Origin of the sequence: Paraburkholderia dipogonis (assembly GCF_042680985.1) — a bacterium.
Taxonomy (GTDB): Bacteria; Pseudomonadota; Gammaproteobacteria; order Burkholderiales; family Burkholderiaceae; genus Paraburkholderia; species Paraburkholderia phytofirmans.
In genome coordinates, this window is the sequence record NZ_JBHUFR010000023.1 from 198,124 (window position 1) to 215,732 (window position 17,609).

The 17,609-nt window shown below is 62.6% G+C and carries 17 protein-coding genes; 9 read left to right on the top strand and 8 right to left on the bottom strand.

Going from position 1 to position 17,609, the window contains the following annotated elements; translation table 11 throughout:
- Positions 1-4: 4 nt before the first annotated feature.
- The 3 genes from queG (at position 5) to xerD (ending at position 2,753) form a co-directional block, all read left to right on the top strand.
- On the top strand, positions 5-1,243 hold the full coding sequence (gene queG / locus ACFSNN_RS29480) for a tRNA epoxyqueuosine(34) reductase QueG (RefSeq protein WP_134457960.1): 1,239 nt from the start codon (positions 5-7) through the stop codon (positions 1,241-1,243).
- Between the two features lie 107 nt (positions 1,244-1,350).
- Positions 1,351-1,821: a methylated-DNA--[protein]-cysteine S-methyltransferase gene (locus ACFSNN_RS29485; protein WP_134457961.1), complete on the top strand. Its 471-nt coding sequence runs from the start codon at positions 1,351-1,353 to the stop codon at positions 1,819-1,821.
- A complete protein-coding gene (gene xerD, locus ACFSNN_RS29490) occupies positions 1,818-2,753 on the top strand; it encodes a site-specific tyrosine recombinase XerD (RefSeq protein ID WP_134457962.1) in 936 nt (311 codons plus the stop codon). Before ACFSNN_RS29485 ends, xerD begins: the two co-directional genes overlap by 4 nt.
- Positions 2,754-2,783: 30 nt before the next feature.
- Here the strand turns inward: xerD and ACFSNN_RS29495 are convergent, their stop codons facing one another.
- Positions 2,784-4,346: a class I adenylate-forming enzyme family protein gene (locus tag ACFSNN_RS29495; protein WP_134457963.1), complete on the bottom strand. Its 1,563-nt coding sequence runs from the start codon at positions 4,344-4,346 to the stop codon at positions 2,784-2,786.
- A 273-nt stretch (positions 4,347-4,619) separates the two neighbouring features.
- Between ACFSNN_RS29495 and ybaK the strand changes: the two genes are divergently transcribed.
- On the top strand, positions 4,620-5,111 hold the full coding sequence (gene ybaK / locus ACFSNN_RS29500; protein WP_134457964.1) for a Cys-tRNA(Pro) deacylase: 492 nt from the start codon (positions 4,620-4,622) through the stop codon (positions 5,109-5,111).
- A gap of 125 nt (positions 5,112-5,236) precedes the next feature.
- A complete protein-coding gene (gene plsY, locus ACFSNN_RS29505; protein ID WP_106314214.1) occupies positions 5,237-5,881 on the top strand; it encodes a glycerol-3-phosphate 1-O-acyltransferase PlsY in 645 nt (214 codons plus the stop codon).
- Positions 5,882-6,251: 370 nt separating this feature from the next.
- Here the strand turns inward: plsY and ACFSNN_RS29510 are convergent, their stop codons facing one another.
- On the bottom strand, positions 6,252-6,737 hold the full coding sequence (locus ACFSNN_RS29510) for a YajQ family cyclic di-GMP-binding protein (RefSeq protein ID WP_012434170.1): 486 nt from the start codon (positions 6,735-6,737) through the stop codon (positions 6,252-6,254).
- 209 nt (positions 6,738-6,946) lie between these two features.
- Here ACFSNN_RS29510 and murB point away from each other — a divergent pair, with 209 nt between their 5' ends.
- Entirely contained in the window at positions 6,947-7,987 is a 1,041-nt protein-coding gene (gene murB / locus ACFSNN_RS29515) for a UDP-N-acetylmuramate dehydrogenase (RefSeq protein WP_134457965.1), read from the top strand.
- 154 nt (positions 7,988-8,141) lie between these two features.
- Here the strand turns inward: murB and ACFSNN_RS29520 are convergent, their stop codons facing one another.
- Positions 8,142-9,368, bottom strand: coding sequence for an argininosuccinate synthase (locus ACFSNN_RS29520; RefSeq protein ID WP_134457966.1), 1,227 nt, complete (start codon positions 9,366-9,368; stop codon positions 8,142-8,144).
- Positions 9,369-9,630: 262 nt separating this feature from the next.
- Positions 9,631-10,560, bottom strand: coding sequence for an ornithine carbamoyltransferase (gene argF / locus ACFSNN_RS29525; protein ID WP_095418379.1), 930 nt, complete (start codon positions 10,558-10,560; stop codon positions 9,631-9,633).
- A 438-nt stretch (positions 10,561-10,998) separates the two neighbouring features.
- Between argF and ACFSNN_RS29530 the strand changes: the two genes are divergently transcribed.
- Positions 10,999-11,343 (top strand): DUF3579 domain-containing protein, encoded by a 345-nt coding sequence (locus tag ACFSNN_RS29530; RefSeq protein WP_106314211.1) that lies wholly within the window; start codon positions 10,999-11,001, stop codon positions 11,341-11,343.
- Positions 11,344-11,561: 218 nt separating this feature from the next.
- Here the strand turns inward: ACFSNN_RS29530 and rpsT are convergent, their stop codons facing one another.
- Entirely contained in the window at positions 11,562-11,840 is a 279-nt protein-coding gene (gene rpsT, locus ACFSNN_RS29535; RefSeq protein WP_012434165.1) for a 30S ribosomal protein S20, read from the bottom strand.
- Positions 11,841-12,353: 513 nt separating this feature from the next.
- Between rpsT and murJ the strand changes: the two genes are divergently transcribed.
- Positions 12,354-13,904 (top strand): murein biosynthesis integral membrane protein MurJ, encoded by a 1,551-nt coding sequence (murJ, locus tag ACFSNN_RS29540; protein ID WP_134457967.1) that lies wholly within the window; start codon positions 12,354-12,356, stop codon positions 13,902-13,904.
- Between the two features lie 5 nt (positions 13,905-13,909).
- Positions 13,910-14,752, top strand: a complete 843-nt coding sequence (locus tag ACFSNN_RS29545) for a SirB1 family protein (protein WP_012434163.1) — start codon at positions 13,910-13,912, stop codon at positions 14,750-14,752.
- A 122-nt stretch (positions 14,753-14,874) separates the two neighbouring features.
- Here ACFSNN_RS29545 and ACFSNN_RS29550 read toward each other — a convergent pair whose 3' ends face one another.
- The 3 genes from ACFSNN_RS29550 to kdsB all read right to left on the bottom strand — a co-directional run bounded on the left by ACFSNN_RS29550 (position 14,875) and on the right by kdsB (position 17,582).
- Positions 14,875-15,633, bottom strand: coding sequence for a 3-hydroxyacyl-CoA dehydrogenase (locus ACFSNN_RS29550; RefSeq protein ID WP_134457968.1), 759 nt, complete (start codon positions 15,631-15,633; stop codon positions 14,875-14,877).
- 273 nt (positions 15,634-15,906) lie between these two features.
- Positions 15,907-16,572 carry an adenylate kinase gene (gene adk / locus ACFSNN_RS29555; RefSeq protein ID WP_134457969.1) on the bottom strand — a complete coding sequence of 222 codons (666 nt, stop codon included), beginning with the start codon at positions 16,570-16,572 and terminating at the stop codon, positions 15,907-15,909.
- 209 nt (positions 16,573-16,781) lie between these two features.
- A complete protein-coding gene (gene kdsB / locus ACFSNN_RS29560; protein ID WP_134457970.1) occupies positions 16,782-17,582 on the bottom strand; it encodes a 3-deoxy-manno-octulosonate cytidylyltransferase in 801 nt (266 codons plus the stop codon).
- Positions 17,583-17,609 lie beyond the last annotated feature (27 nt).

Here is a 17,609-nt window from a genome sequence, read left to right on the forward strand (position 1 = left end):
CGTGATGAACCGAAGTCCGGAGTCCCCTGTTTCCTGCACGCCTGCGTCTAGCGACGATGCGCGTGCCGAGCGTCATTTCGATGAAGCGGCGCTGAAGGCGCTCGCGCTGAACATCAAAACGTGGGGCCGTGAACTGGGTTTCGGAGCGGTCGGCATTAGCGATACCGATCTCTCCGCCGCCGAAGCGCCGCTTGCAGCCTGGCTGGAAGCGGGTTGCCACGGCGAGATGGATTATATGGCGAAACACGGCATGAAACGCGCGCGGCCCGCCGAGCTTGTGGCCGGCACGCGACGTGTGATTACGGCGCGCATCGCTTATTTGCCCGCGCAGACATTGAGCGGAAAGGCGCGCGAAAGCGCTTTGCAGGACGGCCCGCTCACGCAGGACTGGCGCGCAGCCGAGCATGCGCGGCTCGCGGACCCGTCGGCGGCGGTCGTATCGATCTATGCGCGCGGTCGCGACTATCACAAGGTGATGCGTAACCGTTTGCAACATCTCGCCGAGAAAATCGAAGCCGAGATCGGCGCGTTCGGCTACCGCGTATTTACCGATTCGGCGCCGGTGCTGGAAGTAGAACTTGCGCAGAAGGCCGGCATCGGCTGGCGCGGCAAGCATACGTTGTTGCTGCAACGTGATGCGGGTTCGCTGTTTTTTCTCGGCGAGATTTATGTCGACGTGCCGTTGCCGACCGACGCCGACACCATGCCCGAAGTCGCGCCCGAAACGCCGGGCTCGCATTGCGGAAGTTGCACGCGCTGTATCGGCGCGTGTCCGACCGGGGCGATCGTCGCGCCTTACAAGGTCGATGCACGTCTCTGCATTTCCTATCTCACGATCGAATTGAAGGGCAGTATTCCCCTGGAATTACGGCCGCTAATCGGCAATCGCGTGTATGGGTGCGACGATTGCCAGCTCGTGTGTCCATGGAACAAGTTCGCACAGGCCGCGCCGGTCGCGGATTTCGACGTGCGGCATGGGCTCGATCGCGCGTCGTTGGTCGAGCTGTTCGCATGGAGCGCGGACGAGTTCGATACGCGCATGCAGGGCAGCGCGATTCGCCGCATCGGTTACGAGAGCTGGCTGCGCAATCTCGCGGTGGGCATGGGCAACGCGCTGCGTGCGTCGCCGGACAGTTTGAGCGAGCCGGCGCGCGAGGCGATCGTACAGGCGCTGAGAATGCGTGCGGATGACGCGTCCGCCGTCGTGCGCGAGCATGTGGAATGGGCTTTGGAAGCGGCGTAAAGTAGCGGCAAACCGGGCGGTGCGTCGTGTGCCAGGCGTGCCTGCGCCGCATGCAGGTACGCGACCTTGCAATCCCGAACGCCCGCGCCAGTGAGGAGCAGACAATCATGTTCAACGCAGTGATCGATGCGCCGTTCGGCAAGGTCGGCATTCGCCTCGAAGGCGAGGCCGTGCGCGAGATCGTCTATCTGCCGGATTCGATGCAGAACGTCGCGCCCGACACGCCGTTGGCGAGACAGGCAGCCGAGCAGATCGAACGATATTTCGAGCGCGCGTCGGCGAAGTTCGAGTTGCCGCTGGCCCCGGTCGGCACCGCGTTTCAGAAGCGCGTGTGGCAGGCCATCAGCGACATTCCGCCGGGCGTCGTGCTGACCTACGGTCAACTGGCGAGGCAACTCGGCAGCGCGCCGCGCGCGGTCGGTCAGGCGTGCGGCGCCAATTACTTTCCGATCGTGATTCCCTGTCATCGGGTGGTGAGTTCGAGCGGCATCGGCGGTTTCGCGAATCACGCGGAAGAGGGTTTCTTCCGCAATATCAAGCGCTGGCTATTGGCGCATGAAGGCATTCCCTACGCATGAGCGATACGTTGATCGACGACGCGGCCACCGCGTCACCTCTGTTCGTCTCCAGCTCGGCGTCGATCGATGCATTCTGCGACGCGCTGTGGCTCGAGCACGGACTGTCGCGCAACACGCTCGACGCGTACCGCCGCGATCTGCGGCTCTTTTGCGAATGGCTCGCGCAGAGCCGCAACGCCTCGCTCGACACCGCAAGCGAAGCCGATCTGAACGCCTATAGCGCCGCGCGGCAGAAAGACAAATCGACTTCGGCGAACCGGCGGCTTTCCGTATTTCGCCGCTATTACGGCTGGGCCGTTCGCGAGCATCGCACCAAGGCCGATCCGACGGTGCGCATCCGCTCGGCGAAACAGCCGCCGCGTTTTCCGTCGACGCTCAGCGAGGCACAAGTCGAAGCGCTGCTCGGCGCGCCCGATATCGATACGTCTTTGGGCCTGCGCGATCGCACGATGCTGGAGCTGATGTACGCGAGCGGCTTGCGCGTAACTGAACTCGTCACGTTGAAGACTGTGGAAGTCGGCCTGAACGAAGGCGTGGTGCGTGTCATGGGCAAGGGTTCGAAGGAGCGGCTGATTCCGTTCGGCGAAGAAGCGCATAGCTGGATCGAGCGCTATCTGCGCGAAGCGCGGCCCGCGTTGCTCGGCGCGCGCGCGACCGACGCGCTGTTCGTGACGAACCGCGCCGAAGGCATGACGCGCCAGCAGTTCTGGAACATCATCAAGCGTCACGCCGTGGTGGCCGGTGTGCATGCGCCGCTCTCGCCGCATACCTTGCGGCATGCGTTCGCCACGCATCTGCTCAATCACGGCGCCGACCTGCGCGTCGTGCAACTGCTGCTCGGCCACACGGATATCTCGACCACGCAGATCTATACGCACGTGGCGCGGGAGCGGTTGAAGTCGCTGCATGCGCAGCATCATCCGCGAGGTTGATGCGCGCTTGCGTGTGTGCTTGCGCTCCGTTCAGAGAGACTCGCGCAGCCGGTGCTTGAGAATCTTGCCCGTCGATGCCGCCGGCAACGCGGCGAGGACTTTGACTTCGGCCGGACGTTTGTAAGGCGCGAGACGCTCGCCGCACCAATCGATCAATTCGGCGGGCGCCACCGTCGCGCCCGCAAGCAACTCGACGAACGCGACCACTTCCTCGTTACCTTCCACCGCGCGTCCGATCACCGCCGACTGCACGACTTGCGGATGCGCGTTCAGCACATGTTCGACTTCGGCCGGATACACGTTGAAACCCGAGCGAATGATCAGCTCCTTGCTGCGCCCGACGACATGCAACGCGCCGTCCGCGTCCTGCCGTGCAAGATCGCCGGTTTTGAGCCAGCCGTCTTCGGTGACGACCGCACGTGTCTGCTCCGGGCTGCGGTAGTAGCCCAGCATCACGTTGGGGCCGCGCACCCATAGCTCGCCGATGTCGCCCTTCGCCGCGTCGATGCCGTCGAGCCCGACGAAACGCACCTCGACGCCCGGAATGACCTCGCCGACGGAGCAATCGCTACGCGGCGCATCGAGCATGGTGTGCGACACGGTCGGGCTGCTCTCGGTCATGCCGTAGCCGTTATGCAGCGGCAGACCGTAGACGCTTTCCACCTGCGCTTTCAAGGCGGCGTCGAGCGGCGAGCCGCCCGAATAGGCGAAACGCAATTGCGGCGCGGACCACGCGTGACCGTGTGTCTGCAGATGTTCGAGCAGTTTGGCGTGCATCGCCGGCACGCCCTGGAAAATCGACACGCGTTCTTCGGCGAGGGCCCGGCGCACGGCTTCCGGCGCGAAACGCGGCACCAGCCGCAAGGTCGCGCCCGCATGCAGGCTGCCCAGACAGACGGACGCGAAACCGTAGACATGCGAGATCGGAAGCACAGCATAGACGACATCGTCCGGGCCGACTTTGCGCAAGCGGCTCGAGATCGCGGCGATGAACAGCAGATTGCGGTGCGACAGCATCACACCCTTTGGCGCGCCGGTGGTGCCCGTGGTGTAAATCAACGCGGCGCACTGGCGCTCGCTTGCGGCTTCGACCGGTTCGGCGACGGCCGCGCTATCCACCGTGTACGACCAGTCGCCGATGTCCGGCATGACGGCGGGTGCCCTGGCGGCGTGATGGCGCTCTGCGTGCAGCTTGGCGTCGGCCGAGCTTTCCGTGGCGTAGGCGACTACGCGAGGCTGCGCGTGCGCACGGATCGAGTCGAGTTCGGCGGCGGACAGGCGCGCGTTCGAGACCAACGCCCATGCATCGAGCCGGGCGGTCGCGAACAGCAGCACGATCTGCACGATGCTGTTTTCCGCGACGATCATCACGCGATCGCCGCCGCGTACGCCCCATTCGCGCAGCAGCGCGGTGGCGGCATCGACGGCCTCCAGCAGTTGCGCGCTGGTGAGGCGGCGCGCATCCTCGATCAGGGCGATGTGCTGCGGATCGCGCGCGGCGGCCAGCGCCGGAATGTCGGCGATGCGTGCGGGCAGGGCCGCCAGCAACGCGGGGATGTCGATCGTGGAACGGGTGGGCGAATCGAAGCTCAACGTTGTCTCCTTTGTCGACCGGAGTTGACGCTTTAGCGTCTTACTCCGGTCCCATGCACTGTGTGCGGTCGACCGGAGTTGACGCTTTAGCGTCTTACTCCGATCCCATACAAAGCACTTACTCCAGTCCCATGCAAGTTTCCAAAAAACAATACGGTGCCCAGCGTGCGTCGCGCGAGGATATTTGCGAACGATCGTGCCACAGCCGCCGGACCCGCACAATTAGCCGTTCGGCAAATAGCCGTTGTGCAAAGTCGCCATTACAATGCGCCGATGAGCAAATCCAGACACGTCTCCGAAACGCCGGCCACGCAGTTTCTGCGCCGCCATGGCGTCGCTTTCGGCGAACATCCTTATGATTACGTCGAGCACGGCGGCACCGGAGAATCGGCGCGCCAGCTCGGAGTGGACGAGCATCACGTCGTGAAAACGCTGGTGATGGAAGACGAGCACGCCAAGCCGCTGATCGTGCTGATGCACGGCGACCGCACAGTCAGCACCAAGAACCTCGCGCGGCAAATCGGCGCGAAGCGTGTCGAGCCGTGCAAGCCCGAGGTGGCGAACCGGCATTCAGGCTATCTGATCGGCGGCACTTCGCCGTTCGGCACGAAGAAGCAGATGCCGGTGTACGTCGAGTCGAGCATTCTCGAGATGGACAATATCTGGCTGAACGGCGGCCGGCGCGGTTTTCTGGTCAGCATCGACCCCAAGGTGCTGACGGAGTTGCTGGCGGCCAGGGCGGTGCAGTGCGCGAGCGTCGATTGACGTTTGCCTGAATGTTTTGCAAGCGCGCGGGTTCGGTAGAATGTGCGCCGCTTTATTCCGAGTTGCGCGCCCTGTTGCGGTTGGGGTATCGAGTTTCAGACCGCCGATCCTTATAAGAGTCCCAGATGCAAAACCTGATCGTTGCTGTCGTTGCTTACCTGATCGGTTCGGTGTCGTTCGCCGTGATCGTGAGCGCCGCGATGGGCCTCGACGACCCGCGCTCGTATGGCTCGGGCAACCCCGGCGCCACCAACGTGCTGCGCAGCGGCAGCAAGAAGGCCGCGATTCTCACGCTGATCGGCGACGCATTCAAGGGCTGGCTGCCGGTGTGGTTCGTCGTGCACTACGGCGCGCGTTACGGGCTCGACGAGACTTCGGTGGCGATTGCGTCGGTGGCCGTGTTTCTCGGTCACCTGTATCCGGTTTTCTTCCGCTTCAAGGGCGGCAAGGGCGTGGCGACCGCGGCGGGCGTGCTGCTCGCGATCAATCCGATTCTCGGCGTGGCGACTTTGCTGACGTGGCTGATCGTGGCGTTCTTCACGCGCTATTCGTCGCTGGCGGCATTGGCCGCGGCGGTGTTCGCGCCGATCTTCGACGGTTTTCTGTTCGGACCGCATGTCATTGCGCTGGCGATCGTGGTGATGAGTTCGTTGCTGGTGTGGCGGCATCGCGGAAATATCGCCAAGCTGATGCGTGGGCAGGAGAGCCGCATCGGTGACAAGAAGAAGGCGGATGCGGCGGCGAAGCCGGCGGGAGGGAGCGACGTTTGAACAGCGCTGCTTTGGTGCTGTGTTCCCGGGTGACTTAGTGCCCTGGTGGTGAGTACTCTGCGCATCGATATGCGCGGCGTCGCGCAGATGCCGCGTGGAGCATACCGGCAACCGCTATAGACAGATGCACGTGCTTGCGCGCCGGCAGTTTAGAGGTTAGTGCGCCGTGCCCGGTGCTGAGTTACCCGGCGTTTGACGCTCATCGCCCGGCACGCCTGTCATGTGCGGCGGGGCGCGCGCGTGTTCTGCGGCCGCACGCGCGCACGGCTGCCCCTCTCTCAAGGGTTTCGTCGTGAACCCGACCCGCTCCGCTCCGCGGATCTAGCCGCTCTACTTCTTCGGGACGCCTTGGCCGCCCTGTATCAGCAACTCAATCGCGGAAGTTATTGAAGTCCAGCGGCGTATCGGTCACATCCTTGCGCAGCATGGCGATCACGCTTTGCAGGTCGTCGCGCTTGCCGCCGGTGATGCGCACCGCGTCGCCCTGAATGCTCGCCTGGACCTTGATCTTGCTGTCCTTCACGAGGCGCACGATTTTCTTCGACAGATCGCCCGACACGCCTTTCTTGATCTTGATAACCTGCTTCACCTTATCACCGCCGATCTTCTCGATCTTGCCGTGGTCGAGGAAGCGCACGTCCACGTTACGCTTGGCCATTTTCGACAGCAGCACGTCTTTGACCTGACCGAGTTTGAAATCGTCGTCCGCGTAAGCCGTGATTTCGTTTTCCTTGTGCTCCACGCGCGCGTCCGACCCCTTGAAGTCGAAGCGCGTTGAAATTTCCTTGTTGGACTGCTCGATCGCGTTCTTGACTTCGATCATGTTCGCTTCGCAGACGACGTCAAACGATGGCATTTTTTTCTCCCAATAGTGCTGCGGTGCGTGACGCAACCGGGCGGCTGCTCACGGGGCACTCGCTATAATCACGGACCGGACGTCATTTTACCGACGCCACTCCCTTTTGCCCAAGGCCGCCGCGCATAGTCGCCCGGCGGGGGCCCGAAGCCGGTTGCATCGGCTGCTTTATTCGTTGTTCCATTTGTCGTTTCACGGTTCTCATTCCGATGTCCCAATCCGATTCCGCCGCGTTCATCGCCGGCTTTCCGCTGAAGGCGCACAACACCTTCGGGTTCGATGTGCGCGCGCAGTTCGCCTGCCGCATCGAGCGTGAAGAGCAACTGATGGCCGCGGTGCGCGATCCGCGCGCGGCCGGCTTGCCGCGCCTTGTGCTGGGCGGCGGCAGTAATGTCGTTCTGACCGGCGATTTTGGCGGACTCGCGCTGCTGATCGCGCTGCGGGGGCGCCGCATCGTGCGCGAGGACGATGACGCATGGTACGTCGAAGCGGCCGGCGGCGAGCCGTGGCATGAGTTCGTCGGCTGGACTTTGGCGCAAGGCTTGCCGGGTCTCGAGAACCTCGCGTTGATTCCGGGGACGGTGGGCGCGGCGCCGATTCAGAACATCGGCGCGTACGGGTTGGAGGTGGTCGAGCGCTTCGCGTCGCTGCGCGCCGTGGAGCTGGCTACCGGCGACGTCGTCGAAATGGATGCGCACTCGTGCCGCTTCGGCTATCGCGACAGTTTTTTCAAGCGGGACGGGCGCGACCGTTTCGTGATCACGTCGGTGACGTTCCGTTTGCCGAAGGTCTGGCAGCCGCGTGCAGGCTACGCTGATCTCGCTCGCGAATTGGCCGCAAAGGGCCATGCCGATACGCCGCCTACCGCGCAGGCGATCTTCGACGCGGTCGTGGCGGTGCGGCGCGCCAAGCTACCCGATCCGTTGGAACTGGGCAATGCCGGCAGTTTCTTCAAGAATCCAGTGATCGAGGCGGCGCAGTTCGAGGCGCTGAAGACCACAGAACCAGATGTCGTGTCGTACCTTCAGCCGGATGGACGGGTGAAACTTGCCGCGGGCTGGCTGATCGATCGATGCGGCTGGAAAGGTCGCGCGGTGGGCGCGGCGGCCGTCCATGAGCGGCAGGCGCTCGTGCTGGTGAATCGCGGCGGCGCGAGCGGGACGGAGGTGCTGGCGCTTGCGAAAGCGATTCAGCGCGATGTGCTCGAGCGGTTTGGGGTGGAGTTGGAAGCGGAGCCGGTTTGTTTGTGATGCTCTGAATCGGCTTAGTCCGCGCGTAGGCGATAAAAAAGGCGCCGGGAGGAGACTCCTGGCGCCTTTTTTGCGTTTGCGCTTCCGTCTGGGCCCGCACCTCGCGGCGCTCAACCTCGCCTACGCGAAGTTAGCCTCACAGAAGCTCCCCAGCTTAATCACGCTGACGGCGCGCGTTTTCCGCAATCCGCATACGCAGCGCGTTCAGCTTGATGAAGCCGCCAGCGTCGGCCTGGTTGTAGGCGCCGCCGTCGTCGTCGAACGTGGCAATGGTCTTGTCGAACAGCGTTTCCTTCGAATCGCGCGCGACCACCGATACGCTGCCCTTGTACAGCTTGACACGTACCCAGCCGTTGACCTTCTCTTGCGTATGGTCGATCAGCACCTGAATCGCGCGACGCTCCGGGCTCCACCAGTAGCCGTTATAAATCAGCGACGCGTAACGCGCCATCAGATCGTCTTTCAGGTGAGCCACTTCACGGTCCAGCGTGATCGACTCGATGCCGCGGTGCGCCTTGAGCATGATCGTGCCGCCCGGCGTTTCATAGCAGCCGCGCGACTTCATGCCGACGTAACGGTTTTCCACCAGATCCAGACGGCCGATGCCGTGCTTGCCGCCCAGACGGTTCAACTCGGTCAGCATTTCCGCGGCCGACAAACGCTTGCCGTTGATCGCAACCGGATCGCCGTGCTCGTATTCGATGTCGATGAATTCAGCCTGGTCCGGCGCCTGTTCCGGCGACACCGTCCAACGCCACATATCGGCTTCGGCTTCCGCCTTCGGGTCTTCCAGGTGACGGCCTTCGAACGAAATGTGCAGCAGGTTCGCGTCCATCGAATACGGCGCGCCGCCTTGCTTGTGCTTCATTTCGATCGGAATTCCGGCCTTTTCCGCGTACGCGAGCAGCTTTTCGCGCGACAGCAGATCCCATTCACGCCACGGCGCGATCACCTTGATGCCCGGTTCCAGCGCGTAGTAACCGAGTTCGAAGCGAACCTGGTCGTTGCCCTTCCCGGTTGCGCCGTGCGACACCGCTTGCGCGCCGGTGGCGCGGGCGATTTCGATCTGACGCTTGGCGATCAGCGGACGCGCGATCGACGTGCCCAGCAGGTATTCGCCTTCATAGATCGTGTTGGCGCGGAACATCGGGAACACGAAGTCACGCACGAACTCTTCGCGCAGGTCTTCGATAAAGATGTTGTCCTGCTTGATGCCGAGTTGCAGGGCTTTCTTGCGCGCCGGTTCCAGCTCTTCGCCCTGGCCGATGTCGGCCGTGAACGTGACGACTTCGGCGTCGTAATTGTCCTGCAACCACTTCAGGATGACGGAGGTGTCGAGGCCGCCCGAATAGGCGAGCACGACTTTCTTGATATCGCTCATGGTGAACTCGTAGCTGGAAAAAGCGGGAAAACAAGGCGCGCCGGCGGTTCCGGAGCGCGGAAAACCACTATTTTGACACTAAACCGCAGGCTGCCCGCGTTTTTGGGGGCGTTGCGGTGTTGAAGCCGGGTCCGCTTACGGCCGGTCGCGGCCGTGGACGCCGGCTCGATGCGCGGCGCTAAACGTGGATGCCTTGCCTCGTATTCAAGGCCCCGTCGCGCTTCACGCAGATGCCGCTCAACTTGCTGACTGGGCGGCTCGCTCAGTGATTCAGCTTGCCGAGCAGCAGGTATTCCATCAAGGCCTTTTGCACATGGAGACGATTTTCAGCCTCGTCCCACACGACGCTTTGCGGGCCGTCGATCACTTCCGCGCTGACTTCCTCGCCGCGATGGGCGGGCAGACAGTGCATGAAGAGCGCATCCGGATTGGCGCGCGCCATCATGTCGGCGTCGACGCACCAGTCGGCGAAGGCTTTCTTGCGCGCTTCGTTTTCGGCTTCGAAGCCCATGCTGGTCCAGACGTCGGTGGTGACCAGATCCGCGCCGGCGCAGGCCTCGTTCGGATCGTCGAATTCTTCGTAGAACGGCGCGCTTTCGGCAGCGACCATGGCACGGTCGAGCTTGTAGCCCGGCGGCGTGGAAAGGCGCAGCTTGAAGCCGAGAATCTGCGCGGCTTCGATCCACGTGTACAGCATGTTGTTGGCGTCGCCGACCCACGCAACCGTCTTGCCGCGAATCGGACCGCGATGCTCGAAGTACGTGAAGATGTCCGCCAGCACCTGGCACGGGTGATATTCGTTGGTCAGTCCGTTGATCACCGGCACGCGCGAATTCTCGGAGAAGCGCTGGAGAATATCCTGGCCGAATGTGCGGATCATGATGATGTCGACCATGCGCGAGATCACCTGCGCGGCATCTTCGATCGGTTCGCCGCGGCCGAGTTGCGTGTCACGCGTGCTCATGAAAACGGCGTGGCCGCCCAACTGGAAGATGCCGGCTTCGAACGACAGGCGCGTGCGTGTCGAATTTTTTTCGAAGATCATCGCCAGCGTGCGATCGTGCAGCGGATGGTAAGTCTCGTAGTTCTTGAATTTGCGTTTCAGAATGCGCGCGCGTTCCAGCACGTACTCGTAGTCTTCCAGCGAGAAATCCTTGAACTGCAGGTAGTGGCGAATTTTCTTGGCGGTCATGAAACAAATACGGCGGTCTCACCCGGCAGGATTGCCGGACGGCGCCGCCGTCGTTTGTGGTAACTCAATGCAGCATAAAGGATTTCGCCCGGTTTGACGAGTCGGCCAAAAGGCTGGGCAAGCTGTCTGAAAGCCTCGCGGGGCCCTCAGACGAGTCTTGTGTGCGCTGCGGAAAAGGGTCCGCTGCGCTATAATCTACGGGTTATCCCAAAGCCCAGCAGGCCAGTATTCCGCTTGGCCGGCCTCGGCTCGCGCGGTTCGGAACGACCTGCTCGCGGTGCGCCGTCATGACGAGCGCCAACGCGGCTTAGCCGGCTCTTCGCGGTTCTGGTGGTGTGGTTGCCATCGCGGCATGGTCGGCGAGTTCCAGGAAATTCAGAGCCGTTGCACCGTCCGTTTTGCCGCCACCCCGCTGGGCAGTCACACAGGTATTCCTACATGGCCGAAGCAGCTCCAACCGAATATTTCATTCAGGGCATCACGTCGAAGGGAAAAAAGTTTCGGCCGAGCGACTGGTCGGAGCGTCTCGCAGGCGTCATGGCCTGCTTCGGCCCCGGCGCAAGGAAGGGGCCGAACGCTTATATGCAGTACTCGTTGTACGTCCGCCCGACCATGATCGGCGACCTCAAGTGCGTGATTCTCGATTCGCGCTTGCGCGACATCGAACCCATGGCTTTCGACTTCGTCCTCAACTTTGCTAAAGACAACGACCTCGTCGTGACGGAGGCGTGCGAGCTGCAACTCGAGCACGCCACGCCGCAAGAGAAAAGGCATGTGATCTAGCGCGAAGCTGCCGGATCGGCAAAAGCAAAAGCACAAAGAACAAAAAGCAAAAAACCCGCTGGCAGCGGGTTTTTTTTCGTTCTGGCCGTCAGTGATGGGAGCGACGAACTATGCGATGCAGCGCGGATCCTGTCGGTCCGAAGCAAAAAAGCCCGCCGAGGCGGGCCTTTCTGTGCAGCGGAAACAGGAGGTAGCCCACCGAAGCGGGCTGACCGGAATTACTGCGCTGCGGACGCTTGCAGACCCTTGATGGCTGCAGCGAGGCGGCTCTTATGGCGAGCTGCCTTGTTCTTGTGAACGATGTTCTTGTCGGCGATGATGTCGATAGTCTTCGACGATGCCTGGAAGATTTCAGCGGCCTTAGCCTTGTCGCCGGCGTCGATCGCCTTGCGGACAGCCTTGATAGCCGTGCGGAACTTCGAGCGCAGTGCCGAGTTATGCGAGTTAGCCTTGGCGGCCTGGCGGGCGCGCTTGCGTGCTTGTGCGGAGTTAGCCATGACGGTTCCTTATCCTGTTCCTGTTTCCAGTACCTGACCTTCAAGTGGTGAGGTGCTGCTTTTAGATCGAACTCTTGGAAGCGATTGCCCAAGAGCGCAAAAGTGTCGAAAAAATCGATCGGACTACGCGAAGGCAGGCCTATGTTTTCGGGGTGTGCGAAGGTCTTGGCAGGCGCTGTGGCGCCGCTCCAAACCCCGTCCGAAAATTGAGCGAGCTTCGAAACCGGCGATTATAGCAACAAAATCAGGCACGTGGCAACGGGAAAGCGGCAGGAAGGCCTGCCGCCCTGTTGCGCAAAGTCCGGCGCCTACTTGGCAGCCATTTAGCGCAAGCGTGCCGCAGCCCGGCCGGAAAGTGGAGGCGGGGCGTGGCCGGTGGGTCCGGAACCGCACGGCCGCGCTACAAAAAAAGCGCCGATTCGCTTATCCGATCGAACGTCCGCGCGGCAAAACGGTCCGAATCGCGTTCCGGCTCGTCGTCCGCACTCGCGGCACCCGTATAATAAGCGCCCCATGAATCTATTCCGAGCCCTGCTGACGGTCAGCGGCTTCACGCTGCTGTCGCGCGTGACCGGACTGGCCCGCGAAACGCTGATCGCACGCGCGTTCGGTGCCAGTCAATACACTGACGCGTTTTACGTCGCCTTCCGCATTCCGAACCTGCTGCGCCGCATCTCCGCCGAAGGCGCGTTCTCGCAGGCCTTCGTGCCGATCCTCGCGGAGTTCAAGAACAGCCAAGGTCACGACGCCACCAAAGCGCTGGTCGACGCCACCTCGACGGTGCTCGCCTGGGCGCTCGCGATCCTCTCGCTGATCGGCGTCGTAGGCGCGTCGGGCGTGGTGTTCATCGTCGCCTCGGGCCTCGCGCACGAAGGTCAGGCGTACGCGCTCGCGGTGACCATGACGCGCATCATGTTCCCGTACATCATTTTCATTTCGCTGACGTCGCTGGCGTCGGGCGTGCTGAATACGTACAAGAACTTTTCGCTGCCGGCGTTCGCGCCGGTTCTGCTGAACGTCGCGTTCATCGTCGCCGCGGTGTTCGTCGCGCCGCGTCTGCAAACGCCGGTCTATGCGCTCGCGTGGGCGGTGATCGCCGGCGGCGTGCTGCAGTTCCTCGTGCAGTTGCCGGGTCTGAAGAAGATCGACATGATTCCGCGCATCGGATTGAATCCGGTGAAAGCGCTCGCGCATCGCGGCGTCAAGCGCGTGCTGTCGAAGATGGTGCCCGCGATGTTCGCCGTCTCGGTCGCGCAGATCAGCCTGATCATCAACACGAATATCGCGTCGCGCATCGGGCCGGGCGCCGTGTCGTGGATCAATTACGCCGACCGGCTGATGGAGTTTCCGACCGCGCTGCTGGGCGTCGCGCTCGGCACGATCCTGCTGCCGAGCCTTTCAAAAGCGCACGTCGACGCCGACCCGCACGAGTATTCGTCTCTGCTCGACTGGGGCTTGCGCGTCACCTTCCTGCTGGCCGCGCCGAGCGCCGTCGCACTGTTTTTCTTCGCGCAGCCGCTGACGGCCACGCTGTTCCACTACGGCAAGTTCGACGGCAATTCGGTGGTGATGGTCGCCCGCGCGTTGTCGGCGTATGGCGTCGGCCTGATCGGCCTGATTCTCATCAAGATTCTCGCGCCGGGTTTCTACGCGAAGCAGGACATCAAGACGCCGGTGAAGATCGGCGTCGGCGTGCTGATCCTCACGCAGCTGAGCAACTATGTGTTCGTGCCGATCTTCGCGCATGCTGGTTTGACGCTGAGCGTCGGGCTCGGCGCTTGCGGTAATGCGTTGCTGCTGTTTCTCGGGCTGCGCAAGCGTGGCATCTATACGCCGTCGAGCGGCTGGCTCAAATTCTTCGTGCAGTTGTTCGGCGCCTGTCTGGTGCTGGCCGGCACGATGCATTGGCTGGCCATCAGCTTCGACTGGATCGGCATGCATAGCCGCCCGGTCGACCGCATGGTGCTGCTCGCGGCGTGCCTCGTGCTGTTCGCGGCGCTATATTTCGGTATGCTTTGGCTGATGGGCTTCAAGTACGCGTATTTCAAAAGGCGAGTGAAGTGATCACGATGACGCGGGTTCTCGACTATTTCAGCACGCTTGTCGCCGAAGATGAGAGTCTTCCGCTGACCGAGGCGGCGCTCTCGCTCGCGCAGGACGCCTATCCCGATCTCGATCTGCAAGGCACGCTCGCCGAGATCGACGAACTCGTGGTGCGCTTGCAGCGGCGCATGCCGGACGACGCCGACATCAAGCAGAAGGTCGGCATTCTGAACCGGTTCTTCTTTCGCGAACTGGGTTTCGCCAGCAATCTCAACGACTATTACGACCCCGACAACAGCCATCTGAACGCCGTGCTCAAACGTCGCCGCGGCATTCCGATTTCGCTGGCGGTGCTGTATCTGGAAATGGCTGAACAGATCGGCGTACCGGTGCGCGGCGTGTCGTTTCCCGGCCACTTCCTCTTACGCGTGACCACGCCGGACGGCGACGTGATGCTCGATCCGACCAGCGGCCATTCGCTGTCCGAATCGGAGATGGTGGAGATGCTGGAGCCATACGTGGCGTCGGCGGGCGAATCGGTGAGCCGGGCGCTGCGCATGCTGCTGCAACCGGCCACGCGCCGCGAGATCATCGCGCGTATGCTGCGCAATCTGAAGTCGACATATCTTCAGACGGAACGTTGGCAACGTCTGCTGGCGGTGCAGCAGCGTCTCGTAATCCTGCTGCCGGAAAGTATCGAAGAAGTGCGCGATCGCGGCTTCGCGTATGCGCGGCTCGATTATCTGCGCCCCGCGCTCGAAGACCTGGAGCGTTATCTCGGCGACCGGCCGGATGCCGAGGACGCAACCGTGGTGGAATCGCAATTACACGAACTGCGTCAGCGTACTCAGCACGACGACCGCGAATAAGCACGTCCACGCAACGGGCATTGCGACCACGGCTCAAAACAAAAGGCCTGCACATGAATGATCATGTGCAGGCCTTTTTCTCTAGCGCGGCTGTTTTGTGAAACCGCGCGGTGTCTGCCAGCTTACTTCGGCTGCATCCGGATCGCGCCGTCCAGACGAATCACTTCGCCGTTGAGCATCGGATTGTCGAAGATCTGCTTGGCCAGCATCGCGTATTCGACCGGTTTGCCGAGACGCGGCGGGAACGGCACCATTGCGCCGAGGGCGTCCTGCACTTCCTGCGGCATGCCGAGCAGCATGGGCGTTTCGAAGATGCCCGGTGCGATCGTCATCACGCGGATCGCGTTGCGCGACAGGTCGCGTGCGATAGGCAACGTCATGCCGGCCACGCCGGCCTTGGATGCCGCATAAGCCGCCTGGCCGATCTGGCCGTCAAACGCGGCCACCGACGCCGTGTTGATGATCACGCCGCGCTCGCCATTCGCGTTCGGCTCGTTCTTCGACATGGCCGCGGCGGCGAGCCGGACCATGTTGAAGGTGCCGATCAGATTAATCGAGATGGTGCGCGAGAACGCGTCGAGCGGATGGGGGCCGTCCTTGCCGACTGTCTTGACGGCCGGCGCGACGCCCGCGCAATTGACCAGACCGCGCAGCGTGCCGAGCCTGGTGGCGGCTTCGACGGCCTGGGTGGCGTCGTCTTCGCGGCTCACGTCGCATTTGACGAACACACCGCCGAGTTCCTGCGCGAGCGCTTCGCCGGCATCCACGTTCAGGTCGGCGAGTACCACTTTGCCGCCGTTTTCGACGAACAGGCGTGCCGTGGCTGCGCCCAGTCCTGATGCACCGCCGGTGATCAGGAAAACGTTGTCACGAATCTCCATGTCTTCTCCTTTGCTACGGTTCAGTAATGTCTGGATCGAATATCTTTTCGATGATCGATTGTAACGGCTATGCTGCGATGCGGAAAGCGCAGCGGACAGGCTGAAAATTGCACGCGCTGGCGGCGTGCACACAGAGCAAATCGCTACGGATGGCTAATTAATACCAGGTGTGTGCGAGAAGAAACCGTTCACGGCACTCGAACCATCCGCTGCATAAAAAAACCCGCCGGCAAGGGCGGGTCTTTCCTGAAGCGAACACAAACGGAAACACGCTTACTTCAACGCCTCGAACGCGCGGTCACGAATTTCGTCGACGCTGCCGAGACCCGAAATGCGCCGATACTGCGGCGCCGTCAACGGAGTCGACGAATCGCCGTTCTTCGCCCAGGTGTTGTAATACTCGATCAGCGGCTTGGTTTGCGCCTCGTACACTTCCAGACGCTTCTTGACGGTTTCTTCCTTGTCGTCGTCGCGTTGGATCAGCGGTTCGCCGGTCACGTCGTCCACGCCTTCGACCTTCGGCGGATTGAACTTGACGTGATACGTACGGCCCGACGCGGCGTGCGAGCGGCGGCCGCTCATGCGCACGATGATCTCGTCGAACGGCACGTCGATTTCCAGCACGTAGTCGATCGGAACGCCGGCCTGCTTCATGGCTTCAGCTTGCGGGATGGTGCGCGGAAAACCGTCGAACAGATAGCCGTTCGCACAATCCGGCTGCTGCAGACGCTCTTTCACCAGATTGATGATCAGCTCGTCCGTGACCAGCTCGCCCGCATCCATGAAGCGCTTCGCTTCGAGGCCGAGCGGCGTGCCGGCCTTGACGGCCGCGCGCAGCATGTCGCCGGTGGAAATCTGCGGAATGCCGAATTTTTCCTTGATGAAGTTTGCCTGAGTGCCCTTACCCGCGCCGGGTGCACCCAAAAGGATCAAACGCATGTGATATCTCCAGATCTATGTAAATTCTTTGGCGGCGCTGCGGACATCCCACGAAAAGCCGAGGGACCCGCATCGGCTGCCGTTCGGGTCTCGCGCTGCACGTCGACGACGGCGCTGCAAGACGATAACGGCGCGACCGGGCAAACCCTGGCTCTCGCGTGTAGCGGGAGGCGCGCACAACCGTCCGATTATGCCATGGGTTTTTACGCTCAAGACCCGAATAAAGCCTGCACGCGCGCGAGATCGGCGGGTGTGTCCACACCGGGCAGCGGCACGTCGTGCGTGACGAGCACGGCGATCCGCTCGCCGTGCCACATCGCGCGCAATTGTTCGAGTGCTTCAACCTGTTCGATCGGCGAAATCGCGAGGCTGGGGTACGTGCGCAGGAATTGCGCGCGATAGGCATACAGCCCGATATGCCGATGAACCACCGCGGGCGCATGAGGCGCGGGCATTGACTCGACATTCGGCCAATGTGGCTGGTAGGCGTCGCGTGCCCAAGGAATCGGCGCGCGCGAAAAGTACAGCGCGACGCCGCGCGCGTCGAGCACGACCTTGACGACGTTCGGGTTAAAAATTTCAGCAGGATCGGTGATCGGATGCGCGGCGGTGGCGATCGCGCAGCCGTGGCTTGCCGCAAGGTGCGACGCAACGCCGCACACGAGCGCCGGATCGATCAGTGGTTCATCGCCCTGCACGTTGACCACGATCGTGTCGTCGCTCCAGCCGAACTGCGCCGCGACCTCCGCGAGACGGTCCGTGCCGGACGGATGGTCCGCGCGCGTCAACACGGCTTCGAAGCCGTGGTCGCGGGCGGCGTCGAGCACCGCTTGCGCGTCCGAGGCGACCAGCACCTGCTGCGCGCCCGATTCGCGCGCGCGTTCGGCGACCCGCACCACCATCGGCTTGCCGCCAATGTCGGCGAGCGGCTTGTTGGGCAGACGCGTCGAGGCGAGCCGGGCCGGCACGACGGCGATAAACGGGGGAGTGGCGGGGTTGGCGTGGGTCATCGGCAGGACAGGCACAAAGACGGGCGG

What these genes read in the sequence shown, in the direction of transcription:
- adk (WP_134457969.1), bottom strand. Translation starts at nt 16,572, where the DNA reads ATGCGTTTGATCCTTTTGGGTGCACCCGGCGCGGGTAAGGGCACTCAG.
- ACFSNN_RS29520 (WP_134457966.1), bottom strand. Translation starts at nt 9,368, where the DNA reads ATGAGCGATATCAAGAAAGTCGTGCTCGCCTATTCGGGCGGCCTCGAC.
- ACFSNN_RS29550 (WP_134457968.1), bottom strand. Translation starts at nt 15,633, where the DNA reads ATGGAGATTCGTGACAACGTTTTCCTGATCACCGGCGGTGCATCAGGA.
- argF (WP_095418379.1), bottom strand. Translation starts at nt 10,560, where the DNA reads ATGACCGCCAAGAAAATTCGCCACTACCTGCAGTTCAAGGATTTCTCG.
- ACFSNN_RS29530 (WP_106314211.1), top strand. Translation starts at nt 10,999, where the DNA reads ATGGCCGAAGCAGCTCCAACCGAATATTTCATTCAGGGCATCACGTCG.
- murJ (WP_134457967.1), top strand. Translation starts at nt 12,354, where the DNA reads ATGAATCTATTCCGAGCCCTGCTGACGGTCAGCGGCTTCACGCTGCTG.
- queG (WP_134457960.1), top strand. Translation starts at nt 5, where the DNA reads ATGAACCGAAGTCCGGAGTCCCCTGTTTCCTGCACGCCTGCGTCTAGC.
- ACFSNN_RS29545 (WP_012434163.1), top strand. Translation starts at nt 13,910, where the DNA reads ATGACGCGGGTTCTCGACTATTTCAGCACGCTTGTCGCCGAAGATGAG.
- kdsB (WP_134457970.1), bottom strand. Translation starts at nt 17,582, where the DNA reads ATGACCCACGCCAACCCCGCCACTCCCCCGTTTATCGCCGTCGTGCCG.
- murB (WP_134457965.1), top strand. Translation starts at nt 6,947, where the DNA reads ATGTCCCAATCCGATTCCGCCGCGTTCATCGCCGGCTTTCCGCTGAAG.
- ACFSNN_RS29510 (WP_012434170.1), bottom strand. Translation starts at nt 6,737, where the DNA reads ATGCCATCGTTTGACGTCGTCTGCGAAGCGAACATGATCGAAGTCAAG.
- ACFSNN_RS29485 (WP_134457961.1), top strand. Translation starts at nt 1,351, where the DNA reads ATGTTCAACGCAGTGATCGATGCGCCGTTCGGCAAGGTCGGCATTCGC.
- ybaK (WP_134457964.1), top strand. Translation starts at nt 4,620, where the DNA reads ATGAGCAAATCCAGACACGTCTCCGAAACGCCGGCCACGCAGTTTCTG.
- rpsT (WP_012434165.1), bottom strand. Translation starts at nt 11,840, where the DNA reads ATGGCTAACTCCGCACAAGCACGCAAGCGCGCCCGCCAGGCCGCCAAG.
- plsY (WP_106314214.1), top strand. Translation starts at nt 5,237, where the DNA reads ATGCAAAACCTGATCGTTGCTGTCGTTGCTTACCTGATCGGTTCGGTG.
- xerD (WP_134457962.1), top strand. Translation starts at nt 1,818, where the DNA reads ATGAGCGATACGTTGATCGACGACGCGGCCACCGCGTCACCTCTGTTC.